This is a genomic window from Nostoc sp. CmiVER01, from assembly GCF_034531135.2.
Taxonomy (GTDB): domain Bacteria; phylum Cyanobacteriota; class Cyanobacteriia; order Cyanobacteriales; family Nostocaceae; genus Nostoc.
The window spans coordinates 41,475-57,517 of record NZ_JAVRBU020000005.1; the positions used below are offsets into that span (position 1 = coordinate 41,475).

Genomic DNA, 16,043 nt, shown 5'->3' on the forward strand with positions numbered 1-16,043 from the left:
CCTCAAGTTGGAGACAAATGGCGAGACATCTGTCTTACTCTGCCTATTATGGAACTAGGAAAGTCACTAAAAATTTCAGATTTAATCCGTGAACTTCGGCAGCAGCTCGATCTCTCTCAGGAAAAGTTTGCAGCCAAGTTGGGAGTTTCTCTGCGAACAGTTAATCGCTGGGAGAATGGATCTTCAGTGCCTTCACAGATGGCACTAAAGCTAATTCAAGAAATGTTACAGAAAATGGGCGAACCAGGCAAAAGACTACTGACCGAGTATCTCCTAAAGGCAAAGCAACGGGAGGACTCTTAAGATGATGGTCAAAGTACTCGAAAAAATTTTGATGATGCGCTCTTGGTTACTAACATACAGCGTGATGATTTTGGCAGTCATAGCGGCGCTGCTATTGACGCGACTGTTGTTGCCAGTCTTCGATCCGAGCGTATTTACATTATTTTATGCTGCCGTGGCAATCAGTGCCTGGTATGGTGGCATGAAATTTGGAGTACTAGCGATCGCTCTTTCTGTTACAACTGCTTTCTATTTTTTAATCGAGCCAGTCTACTCGTTGGATTTCCTCAGCCCGAACGTCTTGGTACAATTAACCTCGTTCTCACTAGTATCTTTCTTAATTACCGCCCTCTCTTCAGAGTTACGAACTGCTAGACGCAAAGCAGAAACGAGCCTAAAGTTGTTGCAAAATAGCGAAATGCGGTTTAGCCGACTGGCAGAATCCAACATCATTGGAGTTATCGTAACTGATATGAGCAACGGCTCGATCGTGGAAGCCAATGATGCTTTTCTGAAGATGGTCGGCTATACCCGAAAAGACTTTGACGCTAACCAAATAAACTGGCGCGAGATTACTCCAAACGAATATCTTTTATTAAGTGAGCGTTCAGTAGAAGAACTCAGAACAACCGGAGTCTGTAAACCCTTTGAGAAGGAATATATCTGCAAAAATGGCGATCGCATTCCCGTTCTGATCGGTTCTGTTGTCGTAGGAGATACTCAAGAAACGGTCATTGGCTTCGTTGTTGATTTGAGCGAACGCAAACAAGCCCAAGCGGCATTACAGCAAGCCAATGAGCGGAACACACGCACTCTAGAAAACATGAGTGATGCATTTATTACTTTAGACCGGGACTGGCGAATCATCTATCAAAATGCCGAGGCAGAGCGAATTAACCGCAAATTCCGGACAGAGATTATCGGTAAGTCGCACTGGGAGGAATGGCCCTTATCAGTGGGCACTAATGTAGACCATCAGTACCGAAGGGCGATGGCAGAACAGATTCCCGTCCACTTCGAGCATCACTACTACTTGCCGTCTAAGTATGACCTGTGGCTGGAGATTCACGCCTACCCTTGTGAAGATGGTCTTGATATTTTCTTCCGTGACATCAGCCAACGCAAGCAAGTAGAGAAGGCAGTCCGAGCAAGTGAAGAACGCCTTAAGAGTTTTTTCCAAGCGAATATAGTTGGTATTCTCTTTGGTGATGTGAATGGTATGATCACTGAAGCCAACGACGAGTTCTTGCGAATTGTCGGCTATACCCAAGCAGATATCCAGTCAGGCAGACTACGCTGGACTGATATCACGCCTCCAGAGTACCAATATTTAGATGAACTGGCTATTGCTGAGGCAACAGCGAAGGGAACCTGTACTCCTTATGAGAAGGAATGCATTCGCAAAGATGGTTCCAGTGTGCCGGTTGTAGTTGGCTACTCTGTCTTAGGTGAATCTCAACAGAACTTAGTTGCATTCATTCTTGATATTAGCGATCTCCAGCAAGTTAAAAAAGCGCTGAGTCAGAGTCAAGAGCAATTTCAAGCTTTTATGGATAATATTCCCGCCGCAGCGTGGATTACGAATGCAGACGGACGTGTACTTTATCTCAGTCCAACTTATCTAAGTACATTCGATGTAGCAATCAATAGGGCGATTAATAAAAATATTTTTGACTTGTATCCAGCCCAAATCGCTCAACCGTTCCTTGATAACATTAGAATGGTTGCCCAGACAAATCAGGTTCTTGAAGCGATCGAGTCTGCTCCACGCACAGATGGCACACTCGGCGAATTTTTAGTATATAAGTTTCCCATTGCCGATGCATCTGGGCAACGTCTGGTAGGAGGGGTTGCAGTTGACATCACCGAACGCGAACGCATCCTTCGTGAACGCCAGCTTGCAGAACAAGCCTTGCAAGATCGCAGTGAAAGACTCAAACTGCTCTCTGAAACAACCAGCGATTTGCTTTCAACCGAGCGCCCCTTAGATTTAATGAACAGCTTGTTTAGCAAACTCTCGGCGCAGATGGATTTGCATTTTTACTTCCACTATTTAATTGAGACGCACGAAAGTAAGCAGAAACTTCGGTTAGTAGGCTGGAACGGTATTACTGATGAAGTATTTCAAGCAATTCAATATCTAGAATTTAATCAAGGAATTTGCGGACAAGTGGCGCAAGAATGCCATCAAATCGTCCTCAATGATGTGCCGCACTCTACCTATCCCAATGCCGACATCCTCAAAGCTTTGCGAATCACAGCTTATGCAGGTCAACCATTAATTGCTCAAGGAAAGCTGCTTGGTGTCCTCTCCTTTGCCAGTCGCACTCGTACCCATTTTACTTCTGGGGAAATTGCCCTGCTACAAGCGACCTCCGATCAGGTGGCGGTTGCTCTGGAACGCGCTCAGTTGATGGATTCGTTACAGCAGCAAAAAGAGCAATTAGTCCAAGCTAATCGGATCAAAGATGAATTTTTGGCGGTTCTTTCCCACGAACTTCGCACACCGTTAAACCCGATCCTGGGATGGTCGAAGTTACTGCAAACCAAAAAGTATGATGAAGTAACCACCACTCGCGCTCTCCAAACCATTGAGCGCAATGCCAAGCTTCAGACTCAACTAATTGAAGATTTGTTGGATGTCTCTCGCATTTTGCAAGGTAAACTTAGTCTGAATATTGCTCCTGTGAATCTGGAAACTGCGATCGTATCTGCAATAGAAACTGTCCGTCTAGCTGCCCAAGCCAAATCTATCAATTTGCGATTTACAATTTTAGACTTCGGATTACAAAATCCTCATAGAAATTTAGATATCAATTTTAACAACCAAACTGACAATCGAAAATCCCAAATCCAAGTTGCGCTTCCGCCGTCCGAAAGGTACGATCCAAAATTCCTAGTAACAGGTGATTCAGGTCGCTTGCAACAAGTTATCTGGAACCTACTCTCCAATGCTATTAAGTTTACGCCCCAAGGTGGACAGGTAGAAATCAGTTTACAGTCTGTTGGTTCTCAGGCTGAACTTCGAGTCAGTGATACGGGTAAGGGAATTAGCCTAGATTTTTTACCATTCGTATTTGACTACTTCCGACAAGCTGATGGCGCAACTACCAGAAAATTCGGCGGACTGGGATTAGGATTAGCTATTGTCCGTCACATCGTAGAGCTACATGGCGGCACAGTTAAGGCTGAAAGTTTGGGCGAAGAACAGGGAGCAACCTTTACAGTCATGCTACCTCTAATGAAGACTCATTTTAATAGCCATCAAATTGATAGACAACTTGATGATTCGTCCAATCTAGATGGAGTGAAAGTTCTCCTTGTAGATGATGAACGTGATACGCGAGAGTTAATTGCTTTTATTTTGGAACAGTCTGGCGCGGTAGTAACTCAGGCTGCATCTGCTATGGAGGCACTACGAATTATGCCTGAGTTCCAGCCAAATCTGCTGTTAAGCGACATTGGAATGCCGGAGGTAGACGGCTATATGCTGATACGTCGAATCAGAGCTATGTCACCAGAACAAGGAGGGACAATTCCAGCAATCGCCCTTACAGCTTATGCAGCTGAGGCTGATTCCCAACAGGCAATCACCGCCGGATTTGAGCAGCATATCACCAAGCCTGTGGAACCAGCTAAGTTACTTCAAGCGATCGCTAACTTAATTTATAGTTGTAGCAATCTGGAAGCTACTTAATAAAAACTCATCAAAATTAATGAGACAGAACACTAAGGCGATCGGGAACTGATTTGTAAGGAATAAGGAAGGGTAAAGTTTTTAACTAATGATTAATTTTGAGAATTTACTTCACTTTTGCTTAACCAAATCACTAAATCATCTGCATAAATTTCTATCTCACTTACTAAAGTTTTGACATACAGAAGTCCATCACTAATCTTTAAATCTGTGATTGGATACCATGAATCTCTTGCCTGGATTAAAATATCCAATGGAATTCCTCGTTGTAAAGTATTTTTGCGATATTTCCACCAAGCTTGCCATAAAAACACAGATTTAGTACATTGCAACTTATAGTCTTTAGGTATTTCGCAGTGTTGATAGTGATAGAAACCACTACTATCTATGTTTCCTTTCAGGAGATAATTAGATTCTGGTAAAGCTTGATTTAGTAATTCCCAATGGGATGAGTTAGACAGAATCAAGAATTCCGTTTGTGTAGTATTTAATCGGGCAGTAGCAATTACGCCCTCAGTCTTTGTTGCCAGACGGTTAGTATTATAAACTGTTTGTGCTGCTAAAGAACGATTTGCCAATAAAATATCTTTTTTCTGGATAGAGTTGGATACAAACTCTCGAACTAAATCTAAATCAGACAACATAAATTTGCTTATACTAAATCCACTAGTGTTGTGAGTTATATAACACTCTGTATTTAGTAATTACACTGTTGTTGTCGTCAATCAGGATAATTTTCAACTTCCATTCCTCCCGCCGTTGATGTCAGTGCTGATAGAGGCTTTGAAACCCCCATTACCTTGTAGGGAAGGGGGACAGGGGGTTAGGTTTCTGAGGTTTTGATGTTAGCAATAATAGTTTTCAAACATCCTCTTAGAGCCATGTCACCAGAGATGGGAGGGATAATTCAAGCGATCGCCCTTACAGCTTACGCAGCTGAGGCTGATTCCCAACAAGCAATTGCCGCCGGCTTTGGGCAGTATATCACCAAGCCTGTGGAACCAGCTAAATTACTTCAAGCGATCGCTAACCTGATTTATAGTTGTAGCAACCTGGGTTAATAACAAATACAATAACCAAGTTTTTGTTATAGAATAGCTTGTATTGCTTGACTGATAAAGCTTATAGAGATTGTCCTCTTGATAGTGACAGAAGCTGTTTACGGACGCGCTCGCTTCCGTTATGGATGGAAGAAACAAGTAAAATCCTCTCCCCTTCTGCCTCCTGCTTCCTACCTGTTTAATTATGGTTTAATAGGAAGTGATTGACTTGACTCACACTCTGCTGTATCTTGACTATTTTTTGATATTGTCGATAAACAAATCAAATTACCATCATTAACAAAGCCATTTTTAAAGTGAATTTCCCCTAAAGCTCCAGTCGCACTAAAATCTCCACTCAACTGATCGTTTATCTTTTTGCGAATTTCGTTAACTGCCGCATCATCAGATGGAGGGAGCGAGCCAGATTTTTTAATTGCTTCAAATAAAGCCATAGTTGCATTATAACCCATTAATGTGAACCAATTAACATCTGCTTTCCAAGTCGTTGTATTTAAATCTAAAAATGTCTTGTTATTGTTTACAATACTTTGTACAATACTTGGTCTTAAATCGCTGATCGAGAACTTCCTATCCCAAGGACTTACTCTAACTAGAGTAACTTCTTTCTTTCTAATAGTATCTACAAGGGAAAAGTCATATAGAGTAGGCCCTGCGAATAATTTCTTTCCAGATGCAACAGCAAGATCGATGATTTGATTGGCTTTTAGACGATTATCATCAGTTATCCTGTTTGGATTAAATGCAATTACTATTCCTGGTTTTTGAACATTTATTTGCTGACGTTTTTGAACATCAATAGATTGTCTGCTCCAATCTAAAAGTTCACAATCTTCTATCTCTGGTTTCACTAGCAGCTTGCAAATTTCTTCCCCGAATGATTTACTAAATGCCTCTTTTTGATCGTAAAACACAATAACTTTTTTATTTTCAATTTGTTGAAGTTTTATTTCTTGAGCTAATTTCTGAGCCATTTGATAGGTACTTGGAGCAACAGGATGTACATACGTAAATTTTCCAAAAAGTTCTGTAGAAGTTGAGGAAGGAGACACAACGGGTAATTTTTTATCATTATAAATGTTTCCTAAATTAAGTGTCAAATCACTAATTTGATGACCAATCAAACCTACTATTTTTATGTCTGGATTTCTGTTTGATATATTAATACTTGGTTGAGTTAAAAAATTAGCTAGAGTATAATTTACAAGATTTAGATCATCTACAAGTACAACTTTTATAGGAGATTTTAGAGATGAGTTGTTATTTTGAATATTCTTATTAATTTCTTGCTGGGCTAGAGCAACACCACGTAGAACTCCCAAACCATAGTTATCATCTTGACTTATAGATGCAGCAACTGCAATAGTGTACGCTGATTTTTGGCCAATATTGGCATTATTAAGGTAGATTAATGTTTCAGGTGAATTATTGTAGAAACTTCTTGCAATTTTTAGTTGTTGAATTCCAAGGTCATATTGACCTTTCTCAAGGTAATTTATTCCCAAGTCTTTTGCTTTTTTAAAGTTGCTTTTTTCTAGCGAACTATTTCCTTCATATTTGGCTAAATTCCTTTCTCCTGCACTAATCATATCTAGATTTATATTATAACCATCATTATTAGTATTTATTTGAGTAGGTGAAGATGCACTGGATATTGGAGTTTTATCAGATACTTGCGTCTCTGAAAAAAATATCAATTTAATAATGATAGCGATTACTCCAATTACTCCAATCCCAAGGATAGAAAAGATAACAATTTTTATTATTGGAGTTGGATCTATAACTGGCGGAACATAATGAGAAGTAAGTGGAATTAAACTTCTACGACAATTGAGTTTTTCGGCAATATAGTTTAAAATAGGCATACGTTTTTGGTTATTAGAAAAAATCGGAAATAGTACCTCATAACAAAGTTTGCAAAGGGCTTGTTCGTTACCTATTCTAATTAGATGGTGAATAAGCCTTCTAGAAAAAGTTACATCAGCAGTATTGTCGAGAAAGTTAAGTTCAGCAGGGTCGATTCCAATTCTTATACATAACGTTACTCGCTCTTGTGTGTTTGATTGTTGACTATCAGTTAATAATTGTGCTAATCTCTCTTGATCGAAGGAGTCTAAAAGATTTTGAGACATAAAGATTAAAACCTAACTTTTCATCCTATATACAATTTAATTTTGACTTAATACTTTCTAAATCAGTCAAGTACTTACTTCTTTGAAAAATACCTTCAAGTACCTTACAAATTTTACAAAGACCTTCTTGGTCATCTATATTGTGCAAATAGTTAATAAGCCTTGTAGAAAAAGTATTATCTGAATTATTATCAATAAAGTTAAGTCCAGCAGGGTCAATTCCAATTTTTATACATAGTGCTTTTCGTTCACAATTTTCTGCTTGTCCACTACGGATTAAAATATCTACAAGTAGTTTTTTATCAGAATCATTTAGTTCTTGATTTGACTTAGACAATAATTCATCCGAGGTTAGAGGCTGGTCTTTCTCCTCAACATTTATTTTTTTCTTTAGAGTCGGGGTCAATTGCTCTGGAATACCTGCTAACTGAATTGCTTTGCAGCCAATTTTATGAGCAAATTCAACGGAGCATTCTGCTCCTATAGCATTGTAAAAACCCACAGAAAATTCAATTGCTGCTTTATCTCCAATTGCCTTGTTCATGCCAATCACATAGTTAATATGTTGAGAGATTGTATCTGCCTGTACTTGAGAATAGCAACCGTTAAGGACAATACATTTAACTTGATCGGCAAACAAAGAAAATAGTCCAGCTAGGGCTTCTCCATCGACTAGCTTTACCTGCCCAGTTTCATTTTCAAATGCCAAACCCGCATCTCCTGTTCCATGCCCAGAAAAATGAACGAACTGTGGTTTTATATCCAACATTGCCTGTATAATTTCCCTTGGCTGCACTGCCCACTTCTGCTTTAAGACAAACTGATCGCGGTGTTTGGCTCTTTGCAATGCAGCATCGATTTCACGCACCTCCTCTTCCAAACGCAACCGTGATGTATTTTTAGGATTTGCTGCCAAAATTAAGATTGTTGTTACCATTTATTAAAGTTTGATAATATAAATTTATAAATTTTTCTTATTTAATTGACACAGTATTATCGTTAAGGTAGTACATCTGTAGTAAGTGTTGGTAAATCTAAATTTACCCAAACCTTAAATAAAAAACAAAATTGTTTTATTGTTACCAGATTCTCACACTCTTTGATCTAAAGGTGCGGAAGTATTTGGTTAGATTATTTACAAAGGTTAGTTAATATTAACTTTTGCCGTAGGGATTAAGGCAACATGATTCAGTTTTGATATCAGTTCTTTGCAGTTGATTACCGTACCAAGACAGTAGTTAAATTATTTCCCAGTTTTCCCATTACCGCTTTATTTCAAGAAGTATCGCAGTAACTTTTCAATAACTCGCTAGTAATCCTTAACTCGGTTTTCTGTTCGTTTGCTATTCATACTCAGTAAGTGTACTTACCCCTAATCCTAGCAGAAACGGGTAGATGAAATTACGCTACTATGGCTAAAATCTGTCAGATATTCTTCTTAAACACTAAACTGGGGCAAATTCAAGCTGTAATAAATCCAGCATCCTTCTTGACGGGAGTTAACTAAGTTAGCTTCTTTGAGGGTTTTCAGATGAAAAGATAGTTTCGACTGATTTACCCCCAATGCCTCGCACAAATCACACACACAGAATTATTGCTGTCGTAGCAATTCCTACACGTTAATACTAAGTGGCTAATCAACTAACGAGATCAGCGATTGCTCCTGAAGTAGAAACTACGTTTTCAGGTTGATAGCGGATACCAGCTTGCTTAAAGCGATGTAAAGCTTCACCCAAGCGATCGCATTCGGCAATCAAACTGATTCTTACATAACCCTCACCTGCAACCCCAAAGGCATTACCTGGGGTAAGAACAACGCCAGTTTGCTGCAACACATTCAAGGCAAAATCCGTGGAACCCATACCCACAGGACACTTCACCCAAAGATACATAGTTGCCTTGCTTTTAGGAATATCCCAACCCAACTCTCCTAACCCTTGAATCAGGAAATCGCGGCGGGTACGGTAGCGTTGTTGTACTTCATGCAAATACACATCTGGCAATTGCAAAGCGGTTTCGGCTGCTGTTTGTAATGCTGCAAAAATTCCGTAATCCAAGTTAGTTTTGAGTGTCCGTAAACCTTGAATTACATGGCGATTACCTACCACAAACCCAACACGCCAACCAGCCATATTATAGGTTTTAGATAAGGTGTGAAATTCCACACCAATTTCTTTCGCGCCGGGAATTTCTAGCAAGCTAGTGGGTTGATAACCATCAAAAGCTAACTCGGCATAACACAAATCATGCACCAGCAAAATTTCATATTTGCGGGCAAAGGCGACGATTTCTTCAAAAAATTCGCGGGGGGCTGTGGCAGCAGTGGGATTACTGGGATAGTTGAAATAGAGAATTTTAGCTTGTCTTGCAACCTCATCTGGAATTGCAGCTAAATCAATTAACCAGTCATTTTCTGGTTTGAGGATCAAGCTGTGAATTTTTCCGCCTGCGATCGCAGGCCCCCGAAAATGGGCAGGATAAGCTGGGGAAGGAACTAGAACTAAATCGCCAGGGTTAACGTAGGCGATCGCTAAATGAGTTAATCCTTCTTTAGAACCGAGTAGCGGTAAAGCTTCACTATCAGGATCAAGAACCACACCATAACGGCGATGATACCAGTTGGTAATCGCCTTGCGGAAACTAGCAGTCCCCTCAAAAGGGGGATAACCATGATTAGCAGTATTTTTTAAAGCAGCGATCGCAGCTTCTACAACTGGTGCTGGTGTTGCACCATCGGGGTTTCCCATACCCAAATCAATTAAATCTAATCCTTGTTCCCGTGCTTTAGCTTTTAGTTCATCTAAACGGGCAAATACATAGGGTGGTAGTTTTTGTATACGTTCTGCTGGGACAATCCAATTTAAACTCATGCTTCAACCTCGTCACTGATTCCCTTGGGCGAAACTCGATTCATATCTCTACTATCTATGGGTGCAGTGGTAGAAACCATTGCCGCCATTAACTGTTCTGGCGCGACTTTAAACGGTAGTCGGTGGATATCAGAATTAGGAACTAGGGCAATTTCGGCGGCTGTTTGCAACTCGCCTAATGTAATATTGCCCAATCCCAGATCACTTAATTTTTGTGGCAGTCCAATTTCTGTGTAGAACTTTAACAACTGTTGTCGTGCTGATGCTGCTAGTTGATTGCCTTGTAGCATTTCTTCTAAACGCAGTTGTACCAAAATTCCAAAAGCAACTTTTTCGCCATGAATACTGCCATGTCCTGAAATGTGCGTTAAACCATTATGCACGGCATGGGCCGCAACTGTGCGACACTGCGCTCCTCCCAGTCCTCCAACTACCCCAGCTAATAAAACAGTCGCGTCTACGACTTCTCGCCAAACCTCACTACCTGGTTCTTTCAGGGCGGGGGTTGACTTTTGCAACAAAATATCTCGCAAAACTCGCGCTTGTTGCACCGCCGCAATAATTAAAGTGTCTTGCAAATGCCCACTGCTAACCGAGGCTTCATACCACTTAGCGATCGCATCACCAATTCCAGCTACCAAAGTCCGTTGTGGTGCAGTTTTAATCAAGTCATAATCAAGTATCAATAAATCGGGACAACGAGACAGCCCCACATCGTAAAGAAACGCCCCATTTTCCGAATAAACATTCGACAGGGCACTCCAAGCTGCACAGGTAGATCCTGATGTTGGAATTGTCACCACTGGTAACTGTAACTGATGCGCGACTAATTTCGCTGTATCTAACGCTTTGCCACCGCCAACACCGATAATTACATCAGCTTTGTGTTCTTTTGCTTTCTTCTGCAAAGATTTCAGGCTAGCTTCACAGCAATCTGCACTGTATGACGCTTGGGCAGTATGTAACTGTTGCGTTTCTAAAACTGGGAGCAAATTTTTTCGGCTGATGGCGAGAGTAGAATCACCTGCCACAACTAAGGGACGACTTCCCAAACAGGCGATCTCTGCTGCGGCTGCTTGCAACACCCCAGAACCACGGATTACCTTTGCTGGGGCAACTGTGAGGGTAAATAATGAACTAGAGGTTTGAGTAGACAAAGAAGGTTGAGTAGAAATTTGATTAGACATATAATCTAGTTTGCCAAAACCTTGATATTTCTTAATCTAATAGACTGGTGACAAGGAATGCTTGTTGTCAAACTGCTTTTTGGATGGCTCCAACCTTACACCCGACTCATTTGGATTTGAGCCAAGCAATAAACTAGAAAGGTAGTTTCACGAAGTTGCTTGAATCTATAATGCCCATTAGCCTGAAATTCCGAACTATCAAAGTTTTGAATAACCGTATAATTAATTAACATTACCATTCTCAGATTCTCAAGAAAAGAGATTGAGAACTGAATAATCTAGTCAATGGTCATTCCAGCTATGGATAGGTGTTTAGGGACGAACATTTAGCTCTACGCTCCGACAGCTAATTCATTTGCTGCAAAAACTTGTAAAAATGTCAACAGTGGTAATTAAGATAAAAACTGACAAATCATAATTGCCAGTACCCACTGCCGTCGCGCTAATTAACTTTTTCCCAAAGTGTCACCACTAAAAGTGTGAATATCTTAATCTAAAAATAACCATAAATGTATCGGTAAATACAAAATAAATTATGTCATCCTGGTAAAAGGTAAATTATTATCAAAGAAGGCAGGGAGAGTAAGGAGATGAGGGAGATGAGAAAGTATTTTCTTCCCCTACTCCCCCTGCCCCCTGCCCCTTAAGCCGTAGATTTTGGCAATTGGGCGAATTTTTCTGTGTAAATTTCGACTGCGATTACAGAATTTTCACGAGAAACGAGCGATCGCTTGGCTTCACCCAAGTAAACTGGTACAGAAGTCCCTGGTTCCGGGTGGATAATGGTACGAGCGCGAACAGTCAACTTGTCCTCTTCCCGTGTACCTGAGCGACCAGAAGAAAACAGATTACTAACTGCTTGACGTAAAGTTGCATCTAATTGGGTGGGTGTAATTTGGGGTGATGTGGCAATCACCGCTTGTGTTGACCCATTATCATAAACTAAAGTGTAATGGGCTGCTCCTGGAATCACAGTCCGACTCAAGGGGACTATGGAGAGTGCAAATAAACCAGCCGTCACCACCAGCATAAAGCCAGTTGTACCCACTAGGCGAAAGCGGAGGCCCCATTTGAGAATAAAAGCCAAAACTGTTAAGGCAGCAAATAGCAAAGTAGCTATACCTGACCATTGGGTGTACTGAAGAAAGTTAGCTGTTGTGAACATAAGGTTGGTTATGGATGCGTCTTTTTTTCGTTACCGACACACCTATTTTACCGAGAGCTTACACCATACTGCTTATCGTAGTCTTTAATGCCAATCAGAATATTGGGTGCTATCGCAGTCATAATAAAGTTTAAACTTGGGTTTAGCCTAAGTTGAGCGGTGAAATGGAGCCAACCTCAGAACAATTGAAACAGTTATACCGAGTCTTGACTTGGCTAACACGAATGTATCTCCCGGTTTATTTAGTTATCTTAGATGAGCGAACAAATAACATCGTAGTAATAGCAGGTGAAGAAACAGTTGTTGTAATTAATCTAGAAGCAGAGGTTGATTATGAATAAGCCTAACTTTAGAGAAATGACACGCAAGCAATTGCGAGATTATATCTTACAAAATCGTGGCGATAGTGAAGCAATTCACGCCCTAGCATTACACGTTCAGTCTAATGGCAAACGTCTCAATTCAGTAGATGAACTACAACAAGTCATCCAAGAAAAACGTAACCAAGGGTTAGAGCCATAGTTAAAAAATACATCATTACTCTGTTAGGGAGCAATGCGATTTTATTAGGTTGTAGATAATAAAGCTGGGAAAGAAATTACTTAACCCACTTTCTCTGTTTCTTCAGTTTTTCTAGAATAGTATTGGCTCACCAGAGATAATATGGGAACTTTTAGATGTCTGCAACCTAGTTTGAACACTATCAATGATTGCTAGCCAATCGGCATCTCTGTTCCATTCAGAACGAATTCTGATTTTAGTCGCCGCGTCGTAGAGGTTACAAAAAACCACATTCTCTTTTCCAGCAATTGCAGCGATAATTAGGGGCTTGGAAAAGTCCTGGACACATGATACAGCTAAAAGGAAAGTTTTAGCAAAGTTCGTTTCTATCCCAGTCCTAACAACATAAATTTCATCTGCTCTAACAACGATATCTAATTTAATGTTGTCCTTTTCTCTAAATTCTTTCGTCGTTAATTTAAGTTCGGATATATAGCCAGTTAGCCCTGTTTGTTGTACAGGTATAGTTTTATCATTATCGTAGTTATACCACAAGTAAGATTCCCCGTTTAATTCTCCGCTTTTCACATACAAATAAATAGGTTCTGGCGGGTTACAAAGACCTAATTTCATTTCAGCAACCATGTTTTACATTCCTTTATAAAAGGTCAAATTATTTCAGATATTCTGTCAAATCAACAGGTTTTAAAATTGTGTTGAACTTAAGAAAAATAATAAATATATATACAAAAGGGCATCTACAAGAGATGCCCGTCATGCAGGAAAACCCCAAAGGGTTGTCCCTACACCTTCCCAACAATCAGCAACAGTAACTAATGAGGTATTAGTTACACTCACAGACGTGAATATAGTAATCTTATTAACTTGAAACTCTAAATGTCCCCAGTGCATACACTGAAAATAAAATGATGGATATTTAAAGTTGCTGTCTGTCATTTCTTGACTCATTTGGATGAGATGCAAGCCTATCATGTAGGTTATAACGATATACTACTCCACAAACAGCAGCCAAAATTAACCATGAAAACGCATTCAAACGAAAATCGAATATGATTACATCCACTGTATTCAATAGAACCCACCCAACAAAAGCCAGAAGATAACTGAAAAATATCAATCTGTCTTCTTGATTTATATATTTTGACTTTCGGAATAATTGGATACCTCTAATCAAAATCCAAGCGAGTAAGCCAAAAAATAACAGAGTACTGGGAAAACCAGTTTCAGCAGATAACATCAAAAACAAGTTATGGGGATGACCTAAGCTAGTATGCATCTGCGCTTTGTAGAATGTACTAAAACTATGTAATCCCCAGCCAGTCCAAGGATGTTCCTGAGCTAAAGACCAGGCAAACTGCCACTGAGTTTTTCGCATTAAAGCGACTGGTCTATCTGGATACATGTCATCATTTAACCTTGCCCAAAAGAAGGCAGGAACGTACTGACGAAAAAATTGAGCGACTGGTGAGGGAGCAAAAGCTGCCAAAAGTACACTAGAGATGATCGCAGCGACACCACCCACAAGAATGCGCCAACCTTGGTAGAGTGCATAAGCTAAACAGGCAAAAATAGCGATCGCCCACCCATTACGCGAGTTGGTAAAAATTAAGGTGATGAAATTTGTAATCATCGCCACGGTTAGGAAAAGAAAGGGGAGTGGGGAGTGGGGAGTGGGGAGATGGAAGGGAAATGACTGTTTATTTTTGATTCTTAGTTGCTGATAGTTTTCTACCCACAACCCTAAATTAAGAATGAAAATTATCGCTAGATAAGCTCCGAAGGTGTTAGCGTGCAAGAAGAGTGAGGCGATGCGACCTGGCGGATTTCCTCCTGGTACGATTATCCAATTTAACACAACCCATAAAATCTCTAAATTCAAACTCCAGCCCAAAAATAACTGCCCCAAGCCGATAATTATTAGGGGCATAGAACCGATCACCAAAACCCAAGCCATTTGCCGCAATTGGGCAAATGTTTGAATCAGGGCGCTATGGGCAACAAAAAGTAAAAAGAAGGGTAATAAATTAAATAAGCCGAGGAAAGCTAATGTCTTACCATCGGCAAACCCAGCACTGATGATTAGTAAGACACTCAAAAGGGCAAATCCCCAGTTGAGGGGACGGCGACTAATTTGGCGGGATTGTTTCAACCAAGTTATTAATGATACAAAACCGATAGTCACAGCCCCCACTAAAGGACTCAATGGGAAGATTAACAGTGCCCATAGAGAGTAGTTCCAAGCAGATTGCCAACGAGACTTAAAATAGTCAAAAACCTTGTTCAAGCTGGCTCCCAACATTCCTCACGAGTGAGGCGAATTTGAGCTAAGGTGAAAATAGTCGGGATGATCCGACCGTAGTTAGTAGCGATCGCTCTCCACCCTAAATCTGCAAAAAACCAAGTCCACATTATCGGCCCAATCACAGCAAACATAGTGCGGGCTGCCCCATAACGAGCTGCGCTCATAGTCATACCCCGTCGAGCCATTTGCATACTTACATAGCTTTGAAATTGCGTTGCAGCTGCTTCTGAGCCTGTAATTGCCGCTTGTTTAGCTACTTCATAAGTAGCAAAGTGGATGGCAAATTGACGGGCAATTTGCTTAAGTACAAACGGCTGGAGCATGGAAGTAACAGCGATCGCACTACCGCCTTTGAAAAGTAACCCCAAGGGGTCACGTTGCAATAAAAGTGGTAGTGGTTCTTTTAGTTCTGATTTGACAAGCTGACGCTGCACCTGTAAAGTCAATTTTTGCTTTTCCTGTTCAGGCAGTTTTTTCCACACCTGTCCTAGCAGATGCAAAAATACTTCTGCTTCTAAATCAATGGTTGGCAGCTGATTAGAATAGGGAATTTTTAGATATTTACATACGTGAACTAACGCTTCTCGGTAAGTTACCTGGCCTGTGCGTCCCCGCAATACTGTCATTCCGTCTGCCGCCAAAAAGCGAAAGCGACCCTCTAGTGCATCTAGCCAAGCTTTGCGGTCTTGGCTTTGTACTTCAATGGGTTCGGGTGTGTGTACATAGTCTAGGGGATTGAACTTACGACTAAATAAAATTGCTGTTAAATCTTGCAATTCTTCTTCGGTTGCTAACTCTAGCGCCGCCCTCATTTCATCCAATTTC

Annotated in this window: 14 protein-coding genes and 1 pseudogene; 5 read left to right on the forward strand and 10 right to left on the reverse strand. The window is 40.5% G+C overall.

Features of this window, described 5'->3' with window-relative positions; genetic code table 11:
• Nucleotides 1–48: 48 nt before the first annotated feature.
• Together RMZ43_RS09080 and RMZ43_RS09085 are read left to right on the forward strand one after the other, a co-directional pair.
• The gene (locus RMZ43_RS09080; RefSeq protein WP_322653905.1) at nucleotides 49–303 is read left to right on the forward strand and encodes a helix-turn-helix domain-containing protein; all 255 of its coding nucleotides are present in this window, start codon (nucleotides 49–51) and stop codon (nucleotides 301–303) included.
• A 1-nt stretch (nucleotide 304) separates the two neighbouring features.
• Nucleotides 305–3,979: a PAS domain S-box protein gene (locus tag RMZ43_RS09085; RefSeq protein ID WP_322653906.1), complete on the forward strand. Its 3,675-nt coding sequence runs from the start codon at nucleotides 305–307 to the stop codon at nucleotides 3,977–3,979.
• A gap of 92 nt (nucleotides 3,980–4,071) precedes the next feature.
• On the opposite strand, the gene RMZ43_RS09090 is transcribed toward RMZ43_RS09085, so the two are convergent.
• Nucleotides 4,072–4,623, reverse strand: a complete 552-nt coding sequence (locus tag RMZ43_RS09090; protein WP_322650029.1) for a hypothetical protein — start codon at nucleotides 4,621–4,623, stop codon at nucleotides 4,072–4,074.
• A 198-nt stretch (nucleotides 4,624–4,821) separates the two neighbouring features.
• On the opposite strand from RMZ43_RS09090, the gene RMZ43_RS09095 reads away from it, so the two are divergent.
• Nucleotides 4,822–5,040 carry a hypothetical protein gene (locus RMZ43_RS09095; RefSeq protein ID WP_322653907.1) on the forward strand — a complete coding sequence of 73 codons (219 nt, stop codon included), beginning with the start codon at nucleotides 4,822–4,824 and terminating at the stop codon, nucleotides 5,038–5,040.
• A gap of 182 nt (nucleotides 5,041–5,222) precedes the next feature.
• Here RMZ43_RS09095 and RMZ43_RS09100 read toward each other — a convergent pair whose 3' ends face one another.
• From RMZ43_RS09100 to RMZ43_RS09125, 6 genes and pseudogenes are all read right to left on the reverse strand, one after another.
• A complete protein-coding gene (locus tag RMZ43_RS09100) occupies nucleotides 5,223–7,172 on the reverse strand; it encodes an ABC transporter substrate-binding protein (protein WP_322653908.1) in 1,950 nt (649 codons plus the stop codon).
• Nucleotides 7,173–7,197: 25 nt separating this feature from the next.
• The gene (locus RMZ43_RS09105; protein ID WP_322653909.1) at nucleotides 7,198–8,088 is read right to left on the reverse strand and encodes a CHAT domain-containing protein; all 891 of its coding nucleotides are present in this window, start codon (nucleotides 8,086–8,088) and stop codon (nucleotides 7,198–7,200) included.
• A gap of 522 nt (nucleotides 8,089–8,610) precedes the next feature.
• Nucleotides 8,611–8,760: pseudogene (locus RMZ43_RS09110) on the reverse strand (ArsR/SmtB family transcription factor); the annotation flags it as partial.
• 49 nt (nucleotides 8,761–8,809) lie between these two features.
• Nucleotides 8,810–10,042: an aspartate aminotransferase gene (locus RMZ43_RS09115; protein WP_322653910.1), complete on the reverse strand. Its 1,233-nt coding sequence runs from the start codon at nucleotides 10,040–10,042 to the stop codon at nucleotides 8,810–8,812.
• The gene (locus tag RMZ43_RS09120) at nucleotides 10,039–11,229 is read right to left on the reverse strand and encodes an iron-containing alcohol dehydrogenase family protein (RefSeq protein ID WP_322653911.1); all 1,191 of its coding nucleotides are present in this window, start codon (nucleotides 11,227–11,229) and stop codon (nucleotides 10,039–10,041) included. The genes RMZ43_RS09115 and RMZ43_RS09120 overlap by 4 nt, the downstream gene beginning before the upstream one ends.
• A 643-nt stretch (nucleotides 11,230–11,872) precedes the next feature.
• Complete coding sequence (locus tag RMZ43_RS09125; RefSeq protein WP_322650032.1) at nucleotides 11,873–12,394, reverse strand: Ycf51 family protein; 522 nt, start codon at nucleotides 12,392–12,394, stop codon at nucleotides 11,873–11,875.
• A gap of 164 nt (nucleotides 12,395–12,558) precedes the next feature.
• Between RMZ43_RS09125 and RMZ43_RS09130 the strand changes: the two genes are divergently transcribed.
• Nucleotides 12,559–12,735, forward strand: coding sequence for a DUF6888 family protein (locus tag RMZ43_RS09130; RefSeq protein ID WP_322650033.1), 177 nt, complete (start codon nucleotides 12,559–12,561; stop codon nucleotides 12,733–12,735).
• Nucleotides 12,728–12,916 (forward strand): DUF6887 family protein, encoded by a 189-nt coding sequence (locus RMZ43_RS09135; RefSeq protein WP_100897830.1) that lies wholly within the window; start codon nucleotides 12,728–12,730, stop codon nucleotides 12,914–12,916. The genes RMZ43_RS09130 and RMZ43_RS09135 overlap by 8 nt, the downstream gene beginning before the upstream one ends.
• A gap of 111 nt (nucleotides 12,917–13,027) precedes the next feature.
• Here the strand turns inward: RMZ43_RS09135 and RMZ43_RS09140 are convergent, their stop codons facing one another.
• The 3 genes from RMZ43_RS09140 to RMZ43_RS09150 all read right to left on the reverse strand — a co-directional run bounded on the left by RMZ43_RS09140 (nucleotide 13,028) and on the right by RMZ43_RS09150 (nucleotide 16,039).
• Entirely contained in the window at nucleotides 13,028–13,540 is a 513-nt protein-coding gene (locus RMZ43_RS09140; RefSeq protein WP_322650034.1) for a hypothetical protein, read from the reverse strand.
• A gap of 292 nt (nucleotides 13,541–13,832) precedes the next feature.
• On the reverse strand, nucleotides 13,833–15,215 hold the full coding sequence (locus tag RMZ43_RS09145) for an O-antigen ligase family protein (RefSeq protein WP_322650035.1): 1,383 nt from the start codon (nucleotides 15,213–15,215) through the stop codon (nucleotides 13,833–13,835).
• Nucleotides 15,197–16,039: a YaaW family protein gene (locus RMZ43_RS09150; RefSeq protein ID WP_322653912.1), complete on the reverse strand. Its 843-nt coding sequence runs from the start codon at nucleotides 16,037–16,039 to the stop codon at nucleotides 15,197–15,199. Before RMZ43_RS09150 ends, RMZ43_RS09145 begins: the two co-directional genes overlap by 19 nt.
• Between the last annotated feature and the right edge of the window lie 4 nt (nucleotides 16,040–16,043).